The organism is Herbidospora sakaeratensis (assembly GCF_001570525.1).
GTDB classification, from domain to species: Bacteria; Actinomycetota; Actinomycetes; order Streptosporangiales; family Streptosporangiaceae; genus Herbidospora; species Herbidospora sakaeratensis.
On sequence record NZ_BBXC01000009.1, the window covers coordinates 77,561 to 92,227 of the forward strand.

12 protein-coding genes are annotated in these 14,667 nt (G+C 72.9%); 9 read left to right on the plus strand and 3 right to left on the minus strand.

What is annotated here, in order from left to right; genetic code table 11:
• Positions 1-2,520, plus strand: coding sequence for a bifunctional FO biosynthesis protein CofGH (locus tag AW271_RS10335; RefSeq protein ID WP_062335361.1), 2,520 nt, complete (start codon positions 1-3; stop codon positions 2,518-2,520).
• 8 nt (positions 2,521-2,528) lie between these two features.
• Here the strand turns inward: AW271_RS10335 and AW271_RS10340 are convergent, their stop codons facing one another.
• Positions 2,529-3,806, minus strand: coding sequence for a coenzyme F420-0:L-glutamate ligase (locus AW271_RS10340; RefSeq protein ID WP_062335362.1), 1,278 nt, complete (start codon positions 3,804-3,806; stop codon positions 2,529-2,531).
• Positions 3,803-4,741: a 2-phospho-L-lactate transferase gene (gene cofD / locus AW271_RS10345; protein WP_062335363.1), complete on the minus strand. Its 939-nt coding sequence runs from the start codon at positions 4,739-4,741 to the stop codon at positions 3,803-3,805. The genes AW271_RS10340 and cofD overlap by 4 nt, the downstream gene beginning before the upstream one ends.
• Before the next feature lie 132 nt (positions 4,742-4,873).
• On the opposite strand from cofD, the gene AW271_RS10350 reads away from it, so the two are divergent.
• The 4 genes from AW271_RS10350 to AW271_RS10365 all read left to right on the plus strand — a co-directional run bounded on the left by AW271_RS10350 (position 4,874) and on the right by AW271_RS10365 (position 11,091).
• Positions 4,874-6,277: a fused MFS transporter/spermidine synthase family protein gene (locus AW271_RS10350; protein ID WP_157554015.1), complete on the plus strand. Its 1,404-nt coding sequence runs from the start codon at positions 4,874-4,876 to the stop codon at positions 6,275-6,277.
• A gap of 187 nt (positions 6,278-6,464) precedes the next feature.
• The gene (locus tag AW271_RS10355; protein ID WP_030451269.1) at positions 6,465-6,722 is read left to right on the plus strand and encodes a WhiB family transcriptional regulator; all 258 of its coding nucleotides are present in this window, start codon (positions 6,465-6,467) and stop codon (positions 6,720-6,722) included.
• Between the two features lie 170 nt (positions 6,723-6,892).
• Complete coding sequence (locus AW271_RS10360) at positions 6,893-9,667, plus strand: glycosyltransferase family 2 protein (protein WP_062335365.1); 2,775 nt, start codon at positions 6,893-6,895, stop codon at positions 9,665-9,667.
• On the plus strand, positions 9,664-11,091 hold the full coding sequence (locus AW271_RS10365) for a DUF5719 family protein (RefSeq protein WP_062335366.1): 1,428 nt from the start codon (positions 9,664-9,666) through the stop codon (positions 11,089-11,091). The genes AW271_RS10360 and AW271_RS10365 overlap by 4 nt, the downstream gene beginning before the upstream one ends.
• Here the strand turns inward: AW271_RS10365 and AW271_RS10370 are convergent.
• Entirely contained in the window at positions 11,079-11,504 is a 426-nt protein-coding gene (locus AW271_RS10370) for a metallopeptidase family protein (protein WP_062335367.1), read from the minus strand. The genes AW271_RS10365 and AW271_RS10370 overlap by 13 nt on opposite strands.
• Before the next feature lie 113 nt (positions 11,505-11,617).
• Between AW271_RS10370 and AW271_RS10375 the strand changes: the two genes are divergently transcribed.
• The 4 genes from AW271_RS10375 to AW271_RS10385 are packed head-to-tail and all read left to right on the plus strand — an operon-like array spanning position 11,618 to position 14,653.
• Positions 11,618-11,974: a DUF3499 domain-containing protein gene (locus tag AW271_RS10375; RefSeq protein WP_030451265.1), complete on the plus strand. Its 357-nt coding sequence runs from the start codon at positions 11,618-11,620 to the stop codon at positions 11,972-11,974.
• A 56-nt stretch (positions 11,975-12,030) separates the two neighbouring features.
• The gene (locus AW271_RS10380) at positions 12,031-13,383 is read left to right on the plus strand and encodes a phosphomannomutase/phosphoglucomutase (protein ID WP_062335368.1); all 1,353 of its coding nucleotides are present in this window, start codon (positions 12,031-12,033) and stop codon (positions 13,381-13,383) included.
• Positions 13,380-13,547 carry a Trm112 family protein gene (locus AW271_RS38370; protein ID WP_083958892.1) on the plus strand — a complete coding sequence of 56 codons (168 nt, stop codon included), beginning with the start codon at positions 13,380-13,382 and terminating at the stop codon, positions 13,545-13,547. Before AW271_RS10380 ends, AW271_RS38370 begins: the two co-directional genes overlap by 4 nt.
• Positions 13,544-14,653, plus strand: a complete 1,110-nt coding sequence (locus AW271_RS10385; protein WP_062335369.1) for an SIS domain-containing protein — start codon at positions 13,544-13,546, stop codon at positions 14,651-14,653. The genes AW271_RS38370 and AW271_RS10385 overlap by 4 nt, the downstream gene beginning before the upstream one ends.
• Positions 14,654-14,667 lie beyond the last annotated feature (14 nt).

The following is a 14,667-nucleotide window of genomic DNA, read 5'->3' on the forward strand; positions in this document are numbered from 1 at the left end:
ATGCGGCGGGCGCTGGCACGCGCGCGCGACGGCAAGACGATCGACGTGGCCGAGGCGGCCATCCTCCTGGAAGCCCGCGGCGCCGACCTCGACGCCCTGCTCGACCACGCCTCCCGGGTCCGCGACGCGGGCCTGGAGGCGGCGGGCCGCCCCGGAGTGATCACCTACAGCCGCAAAGTGTTCATCCCGCTGACGCGGCTCTGCCGCGACCGTTGCGGCTACTGCACCTTCGCGACCGCCCCCGCCAAGCTGCCGAGCGCGTTCCTGTCTCCCGACGAGGTGCTGGCCATCGCCCGTGAGGGCGCCGCGATGGGCTGCAAGGAGGCCCTGTTCACGCTGGGCGACCGCCCGGAGGACCGCTGGCCGGCCGCCCGCGAGTGGCTCGACGCCCACGGCTACGACGACACCCTCTCCTATGTGCGCGCCATGGCGATCCGGGTGCTGGAGGAGACCGGCCTGCTGCCCCACCTCAACCCGGGGGTGCTGACCTGGCGCGACTTCCAGCGCCTCAAGCCGGTCGCGCCGTCGATGGGCATGATGCTGGAGACGACCTCGACGGCCCTGTTCACCGAGAAGGGCGGCGCCCACTACGGCTCGCCCGACAAGGATCCGGCCGTCCGCCTGCGCGTGCTCGAAGACGCCGGTCGCTCGAACGTGCCGTTCACCACGGGCATCCTGATCGGCATCGGCGAGACGATCCTCGACCGGGCCGAGTCGATCTTCGCGATCCGCCGGGTGGCGCGCGAGTACGGCGGCGTCCAGGAGGTGATCGTGCAGAACTTCCGCGCCAAGCCCGACACCGCGATGCGCGGCCTGCCCGACGCCGACCTGCAGGAACTGGCCGCGACGATCGCGGTGACCCGCATGGTGCTGGGCCCCCGCATGCGCGTGCAGGCCCCGCCGAACCTCATCGGCGACGAGTACGCCCTGATGATCCGCGCCGGCATCGACGACTGGGGCGGCGTCTCCCCGCTGACCCCCGACCACGTGAACCCCGAACGCCCCTGGCCGATGATCGACGCGCTCGCCGAACGCACCGCCGAGGTGGGCTTCGACCTGCGGGAACGCCTGACGATCTACCCCGAGTACGTCCGCGCCGGCGAACCCTGGCTCGACCCCCGCCTGAGCGCTCACGTGGCCGCGCTGGCCGGCCCCGACGGCATGGCGCTCGACGTGAATCCGGTGGGCCGCCCCTGGCAGGAGCCCGACGGCGGGTTCGTCGCGTCGGGCCGGGTCGACCTGCACACCGAGGTCGACACCACCGGCCGCACGGGCGACCGCCGCGACGACTTCGACCACGTCTACGGCGACTGGGACGCGCTGCGAGACCGCCTCCCCACGGCCGTGCCGATGACCGGCGACGGCGCCGAGGCGCTGCGCCAGGCCGCCCGCGACCCCCTGGCGCTGACCGACGCGCAGGCCGAGGCGCTGCTGGGCCTGACCGGCGAGGCGCTCGACGAACTGTGCGCCCTGGCCGACGGCCTGCGCCGCGAGGTCAACGGCGACGACGTCACCTACGTCGTCAACCGGAACATCAACTTCACCAACGTCTGCTACACCGGCTGCCGTTTCTGCGCCTTCGCCCAGCGCCGCACCGACGCCGACGCGTACACCCTGAGCCTCGACCAGGTCGCCGACCGCGCCGAGGAGGCGTGGGCGGCCGGCGCGACCGAGGTGTGCATGCAGGGCGGCATCCACCCCGACCTGCCCGGCAGCGCCTACTTCGACATCGCGCGGGCGGTCAAGGCCCGGGTGCCGGGCATCCACGTGCACGCCTTCTCCCCGATGGAGGTCATCAACGGCGCCAGTCGGACTAACCTGTCGATCGAAGACTGGCTGACCGCCGCCCGCGAGGCCGGCGTCGACTCCCTGCCCGGCACGGCGGCCGAGATCCTCGACGACGAGGTGCGCTGGGTGCTGACCAAGGGCAAACTGCCCGCCCGCGAGTGGATCGACGTCATCACCACGGCCCACAAGGTCGGCATCCCGACGACCTCGACGATGATGTACGGCCACGTCGACACGCACGCCCACTGGGTCAAGCACATCCGGCTGATCCGCCGGCTCCAGGAGGAGACGGGCGGCTTCAGCGAGTTCGTGCTGCTCCCGTTCGTGCACCACAGCGCCCCCATCTACCTGGCCGGCATCGCCCGCCCGGGGCCGACGGCCGCCGAGAACCGCGCGGTCCACGCGGTGTCGCGGCTGCTGCTGCACGGCGCGATCGACAACATCCAGTGCTCGTGGGTGAAGCTCCAGGACGACCTGTGCCGCCAGGTGCTGGCCGGGGGAGTGAACGACATCGGCGGCACGCTGATGGAGGAGACGATCAGCCGCATGGCGGGGTCGGAGAACGGGTCGTACAAGACCATCTCCGAGCTGCGCGCGATGGTCGAGGTCAGCGGCCGTCCGCTGCGCCAGCGCACCACCGAGTACGGCGTCCCGTCACCCGAGCGCCGCGCGGCGGCGGAGGCGAGTGACGGGGTGTGCGCGAGCGTGCGGCGGGTGCTGCCCGTGGTGTGACCGGTGCTCTAGCGGATGACGTAGAAGTCCTCGGCCGACCTCGGCGGGCGCTCCCTCGGCGGTTCGGCCGCGTGGCCGATGGCCACCGCGCCCATCGGGTCCCAGGTGTCAGGGAGGCCGAGGACCTCGCGCACCACCGGGCGGCAGAACATCGTCGACGACACCCATGCCGAGCCCAGCCCCTCGACCGCGAGCTGGACCAGGAAGTTCTGCACCCCGGCCCCGGTCGCGACCACGAACATCTCCCGTTCGGAGGCGTTGCGGCGGTCGTCGCGGTAGGTGTGGGAGCCGTCCATGACCAGGCACGGCACCGCCAGGTAGGGCGCGTCGCGGAGTACGTCGCCGCGCCTGATCCGCTTGGCGATCGACTCCTCGGTGAAGCCGTCGCCGCGCAGGTCGGCGATCCACGCCTCGCGCATCGCGTCGACCAGCGCGAGCCGGGCCCCGGCGGTCTCCAGCAGCACGAACCGCCACGGCGTCGTGTGGTGGGGAGCGGGGGCCGAGATGGCGGCGGCGACCGCGCGGCGCACCGCGGCTCCGTCGACCGCCTCATCGGAGAACTTCCTGATGGTGCGCCGGGCGAACACGACGTCGGCCGAGCCGTAGCGGAACAGGTCCTGGTCGGCGGGGCGGATCAACGACGCCCCGCCGGGGCCGTCGGCGTCGCCCACCAGGTGGCCCAGGCCCGAGACCACGGCCACGGGGACCCCGCTGAGCTTGCCCTTCACCAGTTCGGCGGCCGCTGCGATCTCGTCGATCAGCGCGGTCACGGTGGCGTTCAGCGGGTTGCCGTAGGTGTCGGTGGTGCCGCGCAGGTCGTCGAGCGGCCGTACGCCCGAGGCGCCCAGCGCGACGTCGGTCAGGCCGTGCCGCCACGGGCGGCCGAAGGTGTCGGAGACGATCACGCCGACCCGGACCCCGGCGAGCTCGGCCAGCCGCCGCCGGATCGCCGACGCCGACGCGTCGGGGTCCTCGGGCAGCAGCAGCACGGTCCCGGGCGGGGTGTTGGACGCGTCGACCCCGGCCGCCGCCATCACGTAGCCGTGCCGGGTCTGGGAGATGACGGTGTCGCCCCGCCGCGCCACCACCCGGGCCGTCTCGGCCTCGATGGCCCCGGCGCGGTCGTCGGCCCGGACCACCCGGCCTTCGGCCTTGCTCACGATCTTCGAGGTGACCACGACCACGTCGCCGTCGGCCAGGCCGGGCACGGCCTTGACGATCAGGGCGGCGATGTCGTCGCCGTAGCCGACCTCGGGCAGCCCCTGGACCCCGCTGACGGTGATCACGCCGCCACCTTCGCGGCCAGTTCGAGCGCCGCGGCGGCCAGGTCGCGCGTCGCCTCGGGCGAGGACATCAGCAGCGGCCGCGCCTCCACGGCCACGCCGTCGAGCGAGGCCGCCGCGTCCTCCTCGGCCACCAGCCACCCGTCGAGCAGGTCGGCGCCGTAGAGCTCCAGCACGCCCTGGGCCGAGGTCTGCACGCCGATCGCCGTCAGGCACGCGTCGGCCATGCCGCGTACGGGCGCGCCGCCGATGATGGGGGAGACGCCGACCACGGTCTTGGCGGCCACCGCGTCGCGGACGCCGGGGATCTGCAGGATCGTCCCGATGCTCACCACCGGGTTCGACGGCGGCAGGATCACCACGTCGGCCTGCTCCAGCGCCTCCAGCACCCCGGGCGCGGGCGTCGCCGACGCGGCGCCGACCAGGGCGATCTCCAGAGCCGGCGTGGACGCCCGCAGGCGCACCCACCACTCCTGGAAGTGCACCGCGCGGCGGCCCCGCCCGTCGTCGATCACCACGTGGGTCTCGGTCTGGTCGTCGGTCATCGGCAGCAGGCGCACCCCCGGCCGCCACCGGTCGCACAGCGCCTCGGTCACCGCCGACAGGCCGTAGCCGGCCGCCAGCATCTGGGTGCGCACGATGTGGGTGGCGAAGTCGCGGTCGCCCAGGCCGAACCACTGCGGCTGCATGCCGTAGGCGGCCAGCTCGTCTTTCACGGTGAACGTTTCATCCGCGCGGCCCCAGCCCTGCTCCTCGTCGATGCCGCCGCCCAGGGTGTACATCACTGTGTCGAGGTCGGGGCATACCCGCAGGCCGAACAGGGTGATGTCGTCTCCGGTGTTGCCGATGACGGTGATGTCGGATTCCGGGGCCGCCGCCTTGAGGCCGCGGAGGAACCGGGCCCCGCCGATTCCGCCCGCGAGGGACACGATGCGCATGCCTGACAGTCTGGCATTCCATGCGAAACGCGAGATTGATGGGTCGCCCGGCATCCATGTCAGGCATATGCAAAACTCAGTTCCCATAAGCCGCATGAATTCCTGGGGGTAACTGTGGTGAAGGTTGACCCGGTGAGGCTCAGAGAGCCCGCCGCGTGGCTCCTTGTGGCAGCCGCGGGCACGACCGTTCTGGTCGGCGTCATCAGACTCGTCTTCGGCGACTCCTCACCGCTCGGGGGAGCGGCCGAGTTCGGCATCCGGTCGGTCGTCGCCCTGTCGGAACTGACCTCCCCGGTCACCGCCGCGCTGGTCATCGGCGCGGTCTTCCTCTCCACCCGGTTCGGCGGCGCCCCCACTCCCAAGAGCGGCCTCATCACCATGGGCGGCGCGGGCACCCTCGCCGTGGCCACGCTCTTCGGCGCGATCAGCCTGCTCGGCACGCTGTTCAGCGGGCTCGGGTTCGGCGGCAAGCTCGAGATCCTGCTGCTCGGCGTGCCGACCTTCGCCCTCACCGGCCTGGCGCTGGTCTATGTGCTGACCATGGTGTCGCCGCTGCCCGCGGGCGCGGCGAAGCCGAAGAAGGCGCGGCGTCTCTCGGTGGTCCCGCCGGCCATCCCGTTCCCGCAGACGGGCGACGCCCACCCGGTGCAGAGCGCGCCGGTGGAGCCCGACTACTCCTCCTATCCGCAGGGCCCGGTCTTCGACCAGAACGGCTACGCGGGCCAGCAGGTCGTCGAGGAGGCCCCGCTGCCGCCGGTGACCCCGGCCGCCCAGCAGCCCGAGCGCTACTCCTACCCGGAGCCGGTCTACGACGACACCCCGTCGCAGTGGGACTCCTCGCCGTTCTCCGGCTTCTCCGGCCCGCAGTACGCCCGCCAGGCCTACGAGCCCCCCGCCGCCGAGGCGGCGGCCCCCGCCCCGCGTCTGCCCGCCATCGAGACGCCGTTCGACAGCTCGGTCCGCGAGGTCTCGGGCCGTGAGCAGGTCGCGTACGAGACGCCGTTCGACAGTTCGGTCCGTGAGGTCTCGGGCCGTGAGCAGGTCGCGTACGAGACGCCGTTCGACAGTTCCGTCCGTGCGGTGCCGGGCCGTGAGGCGGCCGCCTACGAGCCGCCCGTCCAGAGTTACGACCTGGCGGCGAACGAGACCGTCTACGGCGCGCCGGTGCTCGACCCCGGCTACCCGGCGCAGCCCCCGGTCTACGGCGCGCCCTACGAGCCCGGCTACGAGGGCGACATAAGGGAGCAGCAGCTCGCCCAGGCCTACCAGCAGGCGCAGAGCTACCAGCAGCAGCCCGAGGGCTACCGCCAGAGCAACCCCTTCGGCCACCCCCAGGCCGCCTCGCAGGTCGCGCCGCAGCGTTACCACGGCGACCCGCTGAGCGACCCGCTCCGGGCCGAAGACCTGCTCGACCCGATCGACCCGATCGCCATCTACCGCCCGGCAAAGACCGGGGAAGGTCTTCCTGCCGATCCGGCATCCCTCGATTCGGACGCCACCGCGCATTGGTACAGTCCCGACCGCCGGGATCGCTGACCCGAAGTGGGGGGAGAAGGCCAGCCCTTTCCCCCGGTATCCCCATGGCGCTTGACGGGGCACGACTTACACGCGTGTAATTACAGCCATGTTGTTACGCCTTCTCCGAGGTGGGTAAGGGGAGGGCGTCCATAGGGGGGCACCAACTTTCGGGGTTGGTGACGGGCGGGCGACAGGGAGGTGTGCCGTGACCGAGCTGGTCATCGCACAGGCGCTCGACGGTGAAGATCTGGGCTGGCAGGAGCGCGCATTGTGCGCTCAGACCGACCCGGAGGCGTTCTTTCCAGAAAAGGGCGGCTCCACCCGAGAGGCGAAGAAGGTGTGCCGTGCGTGTGAAGTGCGCGCGGAGTGCCTTGAGTACGCGTTGGAACACGACGAACGATTCGGAATCTGGGGCGGACTGTCGGAGCGCGAGCGCCGACGCATGAAGCGCCAGGCCGTTTGACGCATAACTGAGCGGGACGCGACCGGCCGAAGGCCGGCCGCGTCCCGCGCTCGCTCGGCGACACGCGGGGGTCACATTTGTGGCCTCCGCTTGTCATTTGGGTCGGGGGCCGGTGCGACGTGCCGTAGTGTTGGCGCGCAAAAGCCGCACATACCCCCAAGGATCCCGCCGTGCACTCGGTCACCGCGATCGTGGTCGCTCATGATGGCTCCCGTTGGCTCCGGGACACCCTGCGGGCGGTGCTGGCGCAGACCCGGCCGGTCGACCGGGGGGTCGGGGTCGACAACGGCAGCCGCGACGGCAGCCGTGACCTGCTCGGCGAGGCGTTCGGCAAACACAGCGTCGTGCAGATGCCGCGCAGCAGCGGGTTCGCCGAAGCCGTGCACGAGGTCGTCCGGCGGCTACCGAAGGCGCCCGGCGACACCGAGTGGATCTGGCTGATCCACGACGACTGCGCGCCCGACGTCCGCGCCCTGGAGTTCCTGCTCCACGCCGCCGACGAGTATCCCGAGACCGCCGTCCTGGGTCCGAAACTGCGCGACTGGCTCGACCGGAAGCTGCTGCTGGAGGTCGGCGTCACGGTCGCCCGCTCGGGCCGCCGCGAGACCGGGCTGGAGGCGCGCGAATACGACCAGGGCCAGCACGACGCCGAGCCCCGGGGCGTGCGCGACGTGCTGGCGGTGTCGTCGGCCGGCATGCTGATCCGCCGCGACGTGTGGGACGAGCTCGACGGCCTCGACGCCCGGCTCCCGCTGTTCCGCGACGACCTCGACTTCTGCTGGCGGGCCCGCGCCGCCGGGCACCGGGTGCTCGCGGTGACCGCCGCGGTGGCCTGGCACGCCGAGGCGTCGGCCAAGCGCCGCCGCCGCATCGCCGCCAGCGACGACCACCCCCGGCGGCTGGCCCGGCGCTATTCGCTGTTCGTGCTGATGGCGAACCTGCCGTTCTGGACGATGCTCTGGTCGCTGCTCCGCAACACGGTCGGGTCGCTCATCCGTACCGTGTTGTTCCTGGTCGCCAAGCAGCCCGCGCACGCCGTCGACGAACTCGCCGCGATCGGCTCGGTGTTGTTCCATCCGCTGCGGCTGCGCCGGGCCAGGAAGGCGCGCAAGGCCAGCCGGCGTGGATATCAGCTGGTCAAACCCATGTTCAGCCCGCCGAGCCTGGCGTTCCGGCGGGCCTGGGAGATGGTGCAGAACCAGCTGTCGGGCGGCGGCCCGATGGACTCGGCCGGGCGGCACCACGCCGTCCAGCAGCCCGGCGCCGAAGAGGGCGACGAGCTGCTCAACGACGACGACGGGTTCCTGCGGCGCACCTTCGCCAGCCCCGGGGTGCGGCTGTTCGTGCTGCTCACGGCGGTCGCCGTCGCGGCCGAGAGAGACCTGCTGACCGGGGGCCTGCTCGGCGGCGGCGCGCTGGTGCCGGTGGCCGGAGGTGCCTCCGACCTGTGGGCGTTCTACACCGGCGAGCAGGCGCCGCCCTACGTCGCGGTGCTGGCCGTGTTGTCGACCATCACCTTCGGCAAGACCTGGCTGGCGGTGTCGATCCTGCTGCTGGGCTGCGTGCCGCTGTCGGGGCTGAGCGCCTACCTGGCCACCAGGAGCTTCGTCACCTACCGGCCCGCCCGGGTGTGGATGGCCGCCACCTACGCCCTCCTGCCGGTCGCGACCGGCGTGGTGGCGTCGGGGCGGATCGGGTCGGCGGTGGTGTTCATCCTGCTGCCCGTCTACGCCTCGCTCGCCACGAAGGTACTGGCCGACACCCGTAAGCCGGCCCGCCGCGCGGCCTGGGGCCTGGGCCTGCTGCTGGCCGTCGGCACCGCGTTCGCCCCGATCCTGTACGTCTTCGTCGCCGTCCTCGGCCTGCTCGCCGCCGTGTCGTTCGGGGGAGTGCGGCGCGGGGTCGGCGGGAACCTGCTCATCGCGCTGGGCGCCCCGCTGCTCCTGCTCGGCCCTTGGCTGGCCACGATCGTCCATGACCCGGTCCGCATCCTGCGGGAGGCCGGGCTTCCCATGACCTCCTCGCCCCGGCTGGCCCCCGAGTCGCTGCTCACCCTCAACCCGGGCGGGCCGGGCACGCCGCCGATCTGGGCCACCGCCGGGCTGCTCGCCGTCGCCCTGGGCGCGCTGCTGCTGCGCCGCCACCAGTTCATCGTGGCCGTCGGGTGGGGCGTGGCGATCGTCGGCGTGCTGGCGGCGACCGTGGTCAGCCGCATGTCGACCTGGCCGGGGGTGCCGCTGGCGTTCGCCGCGACCGGGCTGCTGGTGTCGACCGCGCTGGCCGCCCACCGGGTGGCCGAGTTCCGCAGGGCCGGCGGGTTCCGGCGGGCCGGCGCGTTCCTGATCGTGCTGGTCGCGTTCGCGACCCCGGTCGCCGCCGCGACCCTGTGGATCATGGATGAGGCCGGCGGGCCGGTGCGGCGCGACCTGCGCTCGCCGCTCCCGGCCATCGCCGAGGCGCAGTCGAAGCCCGGCCAGGGCACGCTGCTGATCCGCGCCGCGGACGCGGGGCTCACCTACACGGTTCTGCGCGGCCGCATCCCGGTGATCGGGGAGTCCGAACGGGCCGCGTACGGCTCCGACTTCACCGACGCGGTGGCGGGGCTGGCCTCCGGCCGGGGCGGTTCCGACGCGGCCGAACTCGCGGGCCGGGGCATCGCGTTCGTGAGCGTCCCGGCGCCGATAGACCCCGCCCTGCGGCGGGCCCTGGACTCCGAGCCGACCATGGCCCGGGTCACCCTCACGGATCGGGCCGGACTCTGGCGGATGACCGGCACGGTCACCCCCGAACGGCCGCCCGCCGACGTGGCGTGGCACCGGTGGTGGCTCTACGGCCAGGGGGCGCTCGTGGTGGTCGTGCTGATCCTGGCGGCGCCGGGGGCGCGGACCGCCGAGCCGGAGGCCGCCGAGGAGATCCCGGCCGACCGAGAGCGGGTGGCGGTGTGAGGCGGCTCATCGAGAACCGGTTCGGCATGCTGGCGCTGGTGCTGATCGCGCTCGGCGCGGTCTACGGCGTCGCGTTCGCCAGCCGCCCGGCCCCCGCCGCGCCGGTGCGGGCCGAACCGGTGCGGGCGCCCATCGCGGCCGTCTCCACGGTCTGCCCCGACCCGGGCGGCGCCATGGTCACCGCCGTCACCCCGCCCAACTCCGGGGGCACGGGCCAGACCCTCATCGAGGACGGCGACGAGCCGGTCACCGTCGACGAGCCCGGCAAGCTCTGGCAGAAGACCATGGCCGCCGGCACCGACCCGATGCGGGTGCACGCCACCGGCGCGATGGCCTCCGGCCTGGAGGCCGCCCAGACGCGGCGCGCGCTGACCGGCGCGGCCCGGGGCCTGGCCGGGGTGCGCTGCGTCGACCCCGGCGCCGACGCCTGGTTCGTCGGGCCCGGCCCGGCCGCCGGAGACCTCAAGCTCCACCTGGCCAACGTCGAGTCGGCCCCCGCCGACGTGGCGCTGGTCGTCTACTCGGGCGAGGGCCAGGTCATCGCCGACCGGGCCAGCGGAATGTTGCTGAAGCCGGGCGAGCACCGCGTCGTCGACCTCAAGAAGGTCGCGCCGTCGCCGCTGGTCATGGCGCTGAACGTGTCGACCGGCCGGGGCCGGGTCGCGGCCGCCGTCGAGGCGGCCACCCCCGAGGGCGTCGACTGGCTCCCGCAGACCACCCGGCCGGCCGAGCGGGTCGTGGTGCCGGGGGTGCCCGGCAGCGCCGGCCGCCGCGAGCTCTACGTCGCCGCCCCCGGCGAGTCGGACGCCGTCGTCCACGTCAAGGCCGTGCTGAAGGACGGCTCCTACGCCCTGGAGAACCGCGAGACCGTCGAGGTGCCCGCCGGCTCGGTCGCCACCCTCGACCTGTCGACCGGGGTGACCGGCCAGCCCGCCGCGATCGTGCTCACCTCGGAGACCCCCGTGGTCGCCGGGCTGAAGATCGTCGGCACCGGCGGCCGGACCGACGTCGCGTTCACCGCCGGGGCGCCCTCGATCGACCTCGGCAGCGTCGTCGCCGACGCCCGCTCGACCAAGGAGGTCACCTCGCGGCTGATCCTGAGCGCGCCCGACAAGGCCGCCGAGGTCACCGTGACGCTGCTGCCGCGCGAGGGGAAGGCGCCCGACCCGATCGAGGTGGCGATCCCCGCCGCCCGTACCAAGGAGCTCATCCTGAAGGGCCCGGCCAAGGGCTTCAGCGTGGTCGTCACGCCGAAGACCGGCTCGGGGCCCGTCTACGGCGGGCGGGTGATGGAGGAGCGCGCCGCCGGCGGTCAGCTCGTCACCGCGCAGCCGCTGGCCGTGGCGCGCACCTGGACGCTGGTGCCCCCGGTCGCCGAGGAGCCCTCGGCGGTGTTGTCTCAGCCGTTGTCTCAGCCGTCGTAGCCGGGGTCGACCTGTTCGGGGGTCAGCCCCAGGAGCGTGGAGACCTGCTCGACCACGACGGTGTGCACCAGCGCGGCGAGGCTCTCGCGGTCACGCGCGCGGGCCTCCAGCGGGCGCCGGTAGACCACGACCATCGCCGGGTCGCCGCGCAGCGCCGGTTCGGCCCGGCCGAAGGGGATCGGGTCGGAGGCCAGCCGCGCCGGGCCGTCGAGGAGCTCGGCGACCGGGGGCACCTCCTCGACGCCGAAGTCGACCGCCGCGAGCTCCTTGGCCCACCGGACGCGCAGCCGGTCGACGGCGTCGAGCACGAGGTCGTCGAAGCGCTCGCCACGGGACTTGGCGATCGGCACGTGGGCGGGCGCGAGAGGGCCCCGCATGCCGCGCCCGTGGCGGTCCCGTCGTCGAGGAGTCATCAGGTCAGCTTAGGGCTCCGGCCGTGTTCGGGGGGTGTCCGGATTGTGGCGACACGCTCGTTAAGAGGGGCGGGGTGGTGGCAATGTGCGGGCGGACCGGATACGGTCCCTCCGTGAGCCCCGTCCGCAGCTGTTCCCGTACCGCCTGCAGGCAGCCTGCCGTCTTCACACTCACGTACGTTTACGCCGACTCGACCGCTGTTCTTGGCCCCCTGGCGACGTACGTCGAGCCGCACTGCTATGACCTGTGCGCCGAACACGCCGAGCGGCTCACCGCGCCCCGCGGCTGGGAGGTCGTGCGGCTGCCCTACGAGCCGGGCGCGCCCTCCGGAGACGACCTCGAAGCGCTGGCCAACGCCGTCCGCGAGGCCGCCCGTCCGGCCCCCGCGCCGGGCGAGCCGACCGGCCAGGCCGTCGAGGTGGGCCGCCGTGGTCACCTCCGGGTCCTGAAGTCCAATCGCGACCGCTGAAGGCGTGCGGCCACTAGGCTTCCAACCCTAGGGATCTGCGACATATAGGGGCGGAATTGGGCGACCTCGCCAAGATCTTCAAGGCGTATGACGTACGCGGTGTCGTACCGGACGAGTTCGACGAGGAGATCGCCGAGGCCGTGGGGGCGGCCTTCGCGGAGGTGGTGGGGGGCGACCGGATCGTGATCGCCCATGACATGCGGGAGTCCTCCGGCCCGCTCGCGGCGGCCTTCGCCCGCGGCGCGACCTCCCGGGGCGCCGATGTGATCCACGCCGGGCTGGGCTCCACCGACCTGCTCTACTACGCCAGCGGCACCCTGAACCTGCCGGGTGTCATGTTCACCGCCAGCCACAACCCCGCGCAGTACAACGGCATGAAGATGTGCCGCGCCGGGGCCGTGCCGATCGGCTCCGAGACGGGCCTGACCGAGATCCGCGACCGGGCGCTCGGGCTGCTGGGCGCCTCGGCCCCCGACCCGACCGGCGACGTCACCCACCGCGACCTGCTGACGGGCTACGCCGACCACCTGAAGTCGCTCGTCGACCTGTCGGCGATCAGGCCGCTGAAGGTCGTCGTCGACGCCGGCAACGGCATGGGCGGCCACACCGTGCCCGAGGTGTTCGCCGGGCTGCCGATCGAGCTCGTGCCGCTCTACTTCGAGCTCGACGGCTCCTTCCCCAACCACGAGGCCAACCCGATCGAACCGGCCAACCTGGTCGACCTGCAGCAGGCCGTCGTCGAGCACCGGGCCGACCTGGGCATCGCCTTCGACGGCGACGCCGACCGCTGCTGGGTGATCGACGAGAAGGGCGCCTCGGTCTCCCCGTCGACGATCACCGCCCTGGTCGCCGCGCGCGAGCTGGCCAAGCACCCCGGGGCCACGATCATCCACAACCTGATCACCTCGCGCGGCGTGCCCGAGATCGTCAAGGAGCACGGCGGGCTGCCGGTCCGCACCCGCGTCGGCCACTCCTTCATCAAGGCCGAGATGGCCCGCACGGGCGCCGTCTTCGGCGGCGAACACTCGGCCCACTACTACTTCCGCGACTTCTGGTACGCCGACTCGGGCATGCTGGCCGCCCTCCACGTGCTGGCCGCCCTCGGCGAGCAGGACCGCCCCCTGTCGGAGGTGCTGGCCGCCTACGCGCGCTACACCGCCTCCGGCGAGATCAACAGCACCGTCGCCGACCAGGCCGCCGCCACCGCCAAGGTGCGCGAGGTGTTCGGGTCCCGCGAGGGTGTTACCTTCGATGAGCTGGACGGCCTGACCGTCACCGGTCCGACCTGGTGGTTCAACCTGCGCCCGTCCAACACCGAACCGCTGCTCCGGCTCAACGCCGAGGGCGACGACGAGGTGACCATGGCCGGCGTGCGCGACGACGTTCTGAAAGAGGTTCGAGGGATTTGAAGATCGACGACTGGCTGCTGGAGATCCTGGCCTGCCCGGCGTGCAAGTCCCCGCTCCGGGCCGAGGCCGACGAACTGGCCTGCACCTCCGAGAGCTGCGGCCTGGTCTACCCGGTCCGCGACGACATTCCCGTGCTGCTGGTCGACGAGGCACGGAAGGCATGATCTGGGAGCCTGAGCTGCTCGACGACCAGAACCATCTGGTCGCGGCCGATCCCTCGGGCATGCTTCCGGCGGTCGCCTCGGCGGCCGCCCAGATCCGCACCGGCCGCCGGCTGGCCGCCGAAGCGGGCGTGGGGGTGGTCGCCGCCGAGGGGCGCCCGAGGGCGATCGTGACGCTCGGCATGGGCGTCAGCGGCGTGTCGGGCGAGATCCTCCGGGCGATCTGCGGCAACGGCGCGCCGATCCCGATCACGACCGCGAGCGGCCACCGGCTGCCCGGCTGGATCGGCGCCAACGACCTGGTGTTCGCCGTGTCGGCCTCCGGGGCCACCGAGGAGACCCTCGGCCTGGCCTGGGAGGCCGCCCGGCGCGGTTGCCGTCTGGTCGGGGTCGGCCGCCCCGGCTCGCCGCTCCAGTCGCTCTGCACCCAGCGCGGGGCCCCGTTCGTCCCGGTCGAGGCCGCGCTGGGCCACGCCCGCGCGGCGTTGTGGGCGCTGACGGTCCCGCTCGTCGTGGCGGCGTCGTCGCTGGGCCTGGCCGACGTGCCCGAGCCGGTGTACGAATCCACCGCCACCCTGCTCGAAGACCTGGCCCACCGGTGCCGCCCGTCGAGCGACACGTTCATCAACCCCGGCAAGACGCTGGCCATGGAGCTGGCCGAGTCGGTGCCGATGGTCTGGGGCTCCTCGGCGCTGCCGATCGTGGCCGCCCACCGGCTGGTCCACCAGCTCTACGAGAACGCCAAGTACCCGGCGATCTTCGGCGAGCTGCCCGAGGCGGCCCACAACCAGGTGGCCGCCTTCGACGGCCCGCTCGCCGAGCGCGACATCTTCGCCGACACGCAGGGCCGGCAGCTGCGGCTGTTCGTGCTCCGCGACACCGACGAAGACGAACGCGAGACCCGCACCCGGGGCACCACCGTCCGGCTGGCCGAAAACCGCGACGTGCGGGTGTCCGAGTTGATGGCCGAGGGGCGTCATCCGCTTGAACGGCTGGCGACGCTGATCGGGCTGGCCGATTTCGCCAGCGTCTATCTGGCACTTGGTTATGGAATCGATCCCACTCCGGTGAGCGCGGTCCGGGAGCTTAAGGCCAGAATTGCCCGTTAGGATCTTCTGGCCGA

What these genes read in the sequence shown, in the direction of transcription:
- AW271_RS10370 (WP_062335367.1), bottom strand. Translation starts at nt 11,504, where the DNA reads ATGACTCCTCGACGACGGGACCGCCACGGGCGCGGCATGCGGGGCCCT.
- AW271_RS10335 (WP_062335361.1), top strand. Translation starts at nt 1, where the DNA reads ATGCGGCGGGCGCTGGCACGCGCGCGCGACGGCAAGACGATCGACGTG.
- AW271_RS10385 (WP_062335369.1), top strand. Translation starts at nt 13,544, where the DNA reads ATGATCTGGGAGCCTGAGCTGCTCGACGACCAGAACCATCTGGTCGCG.
- cofD (WP_062335363.1), bottom strand. Translation starts at nt 4,741, where the DNA reads ATGCGCATCGTGTCCCTCGCGGGCGGAATCGGCGGGGCCCGGTTCCTC.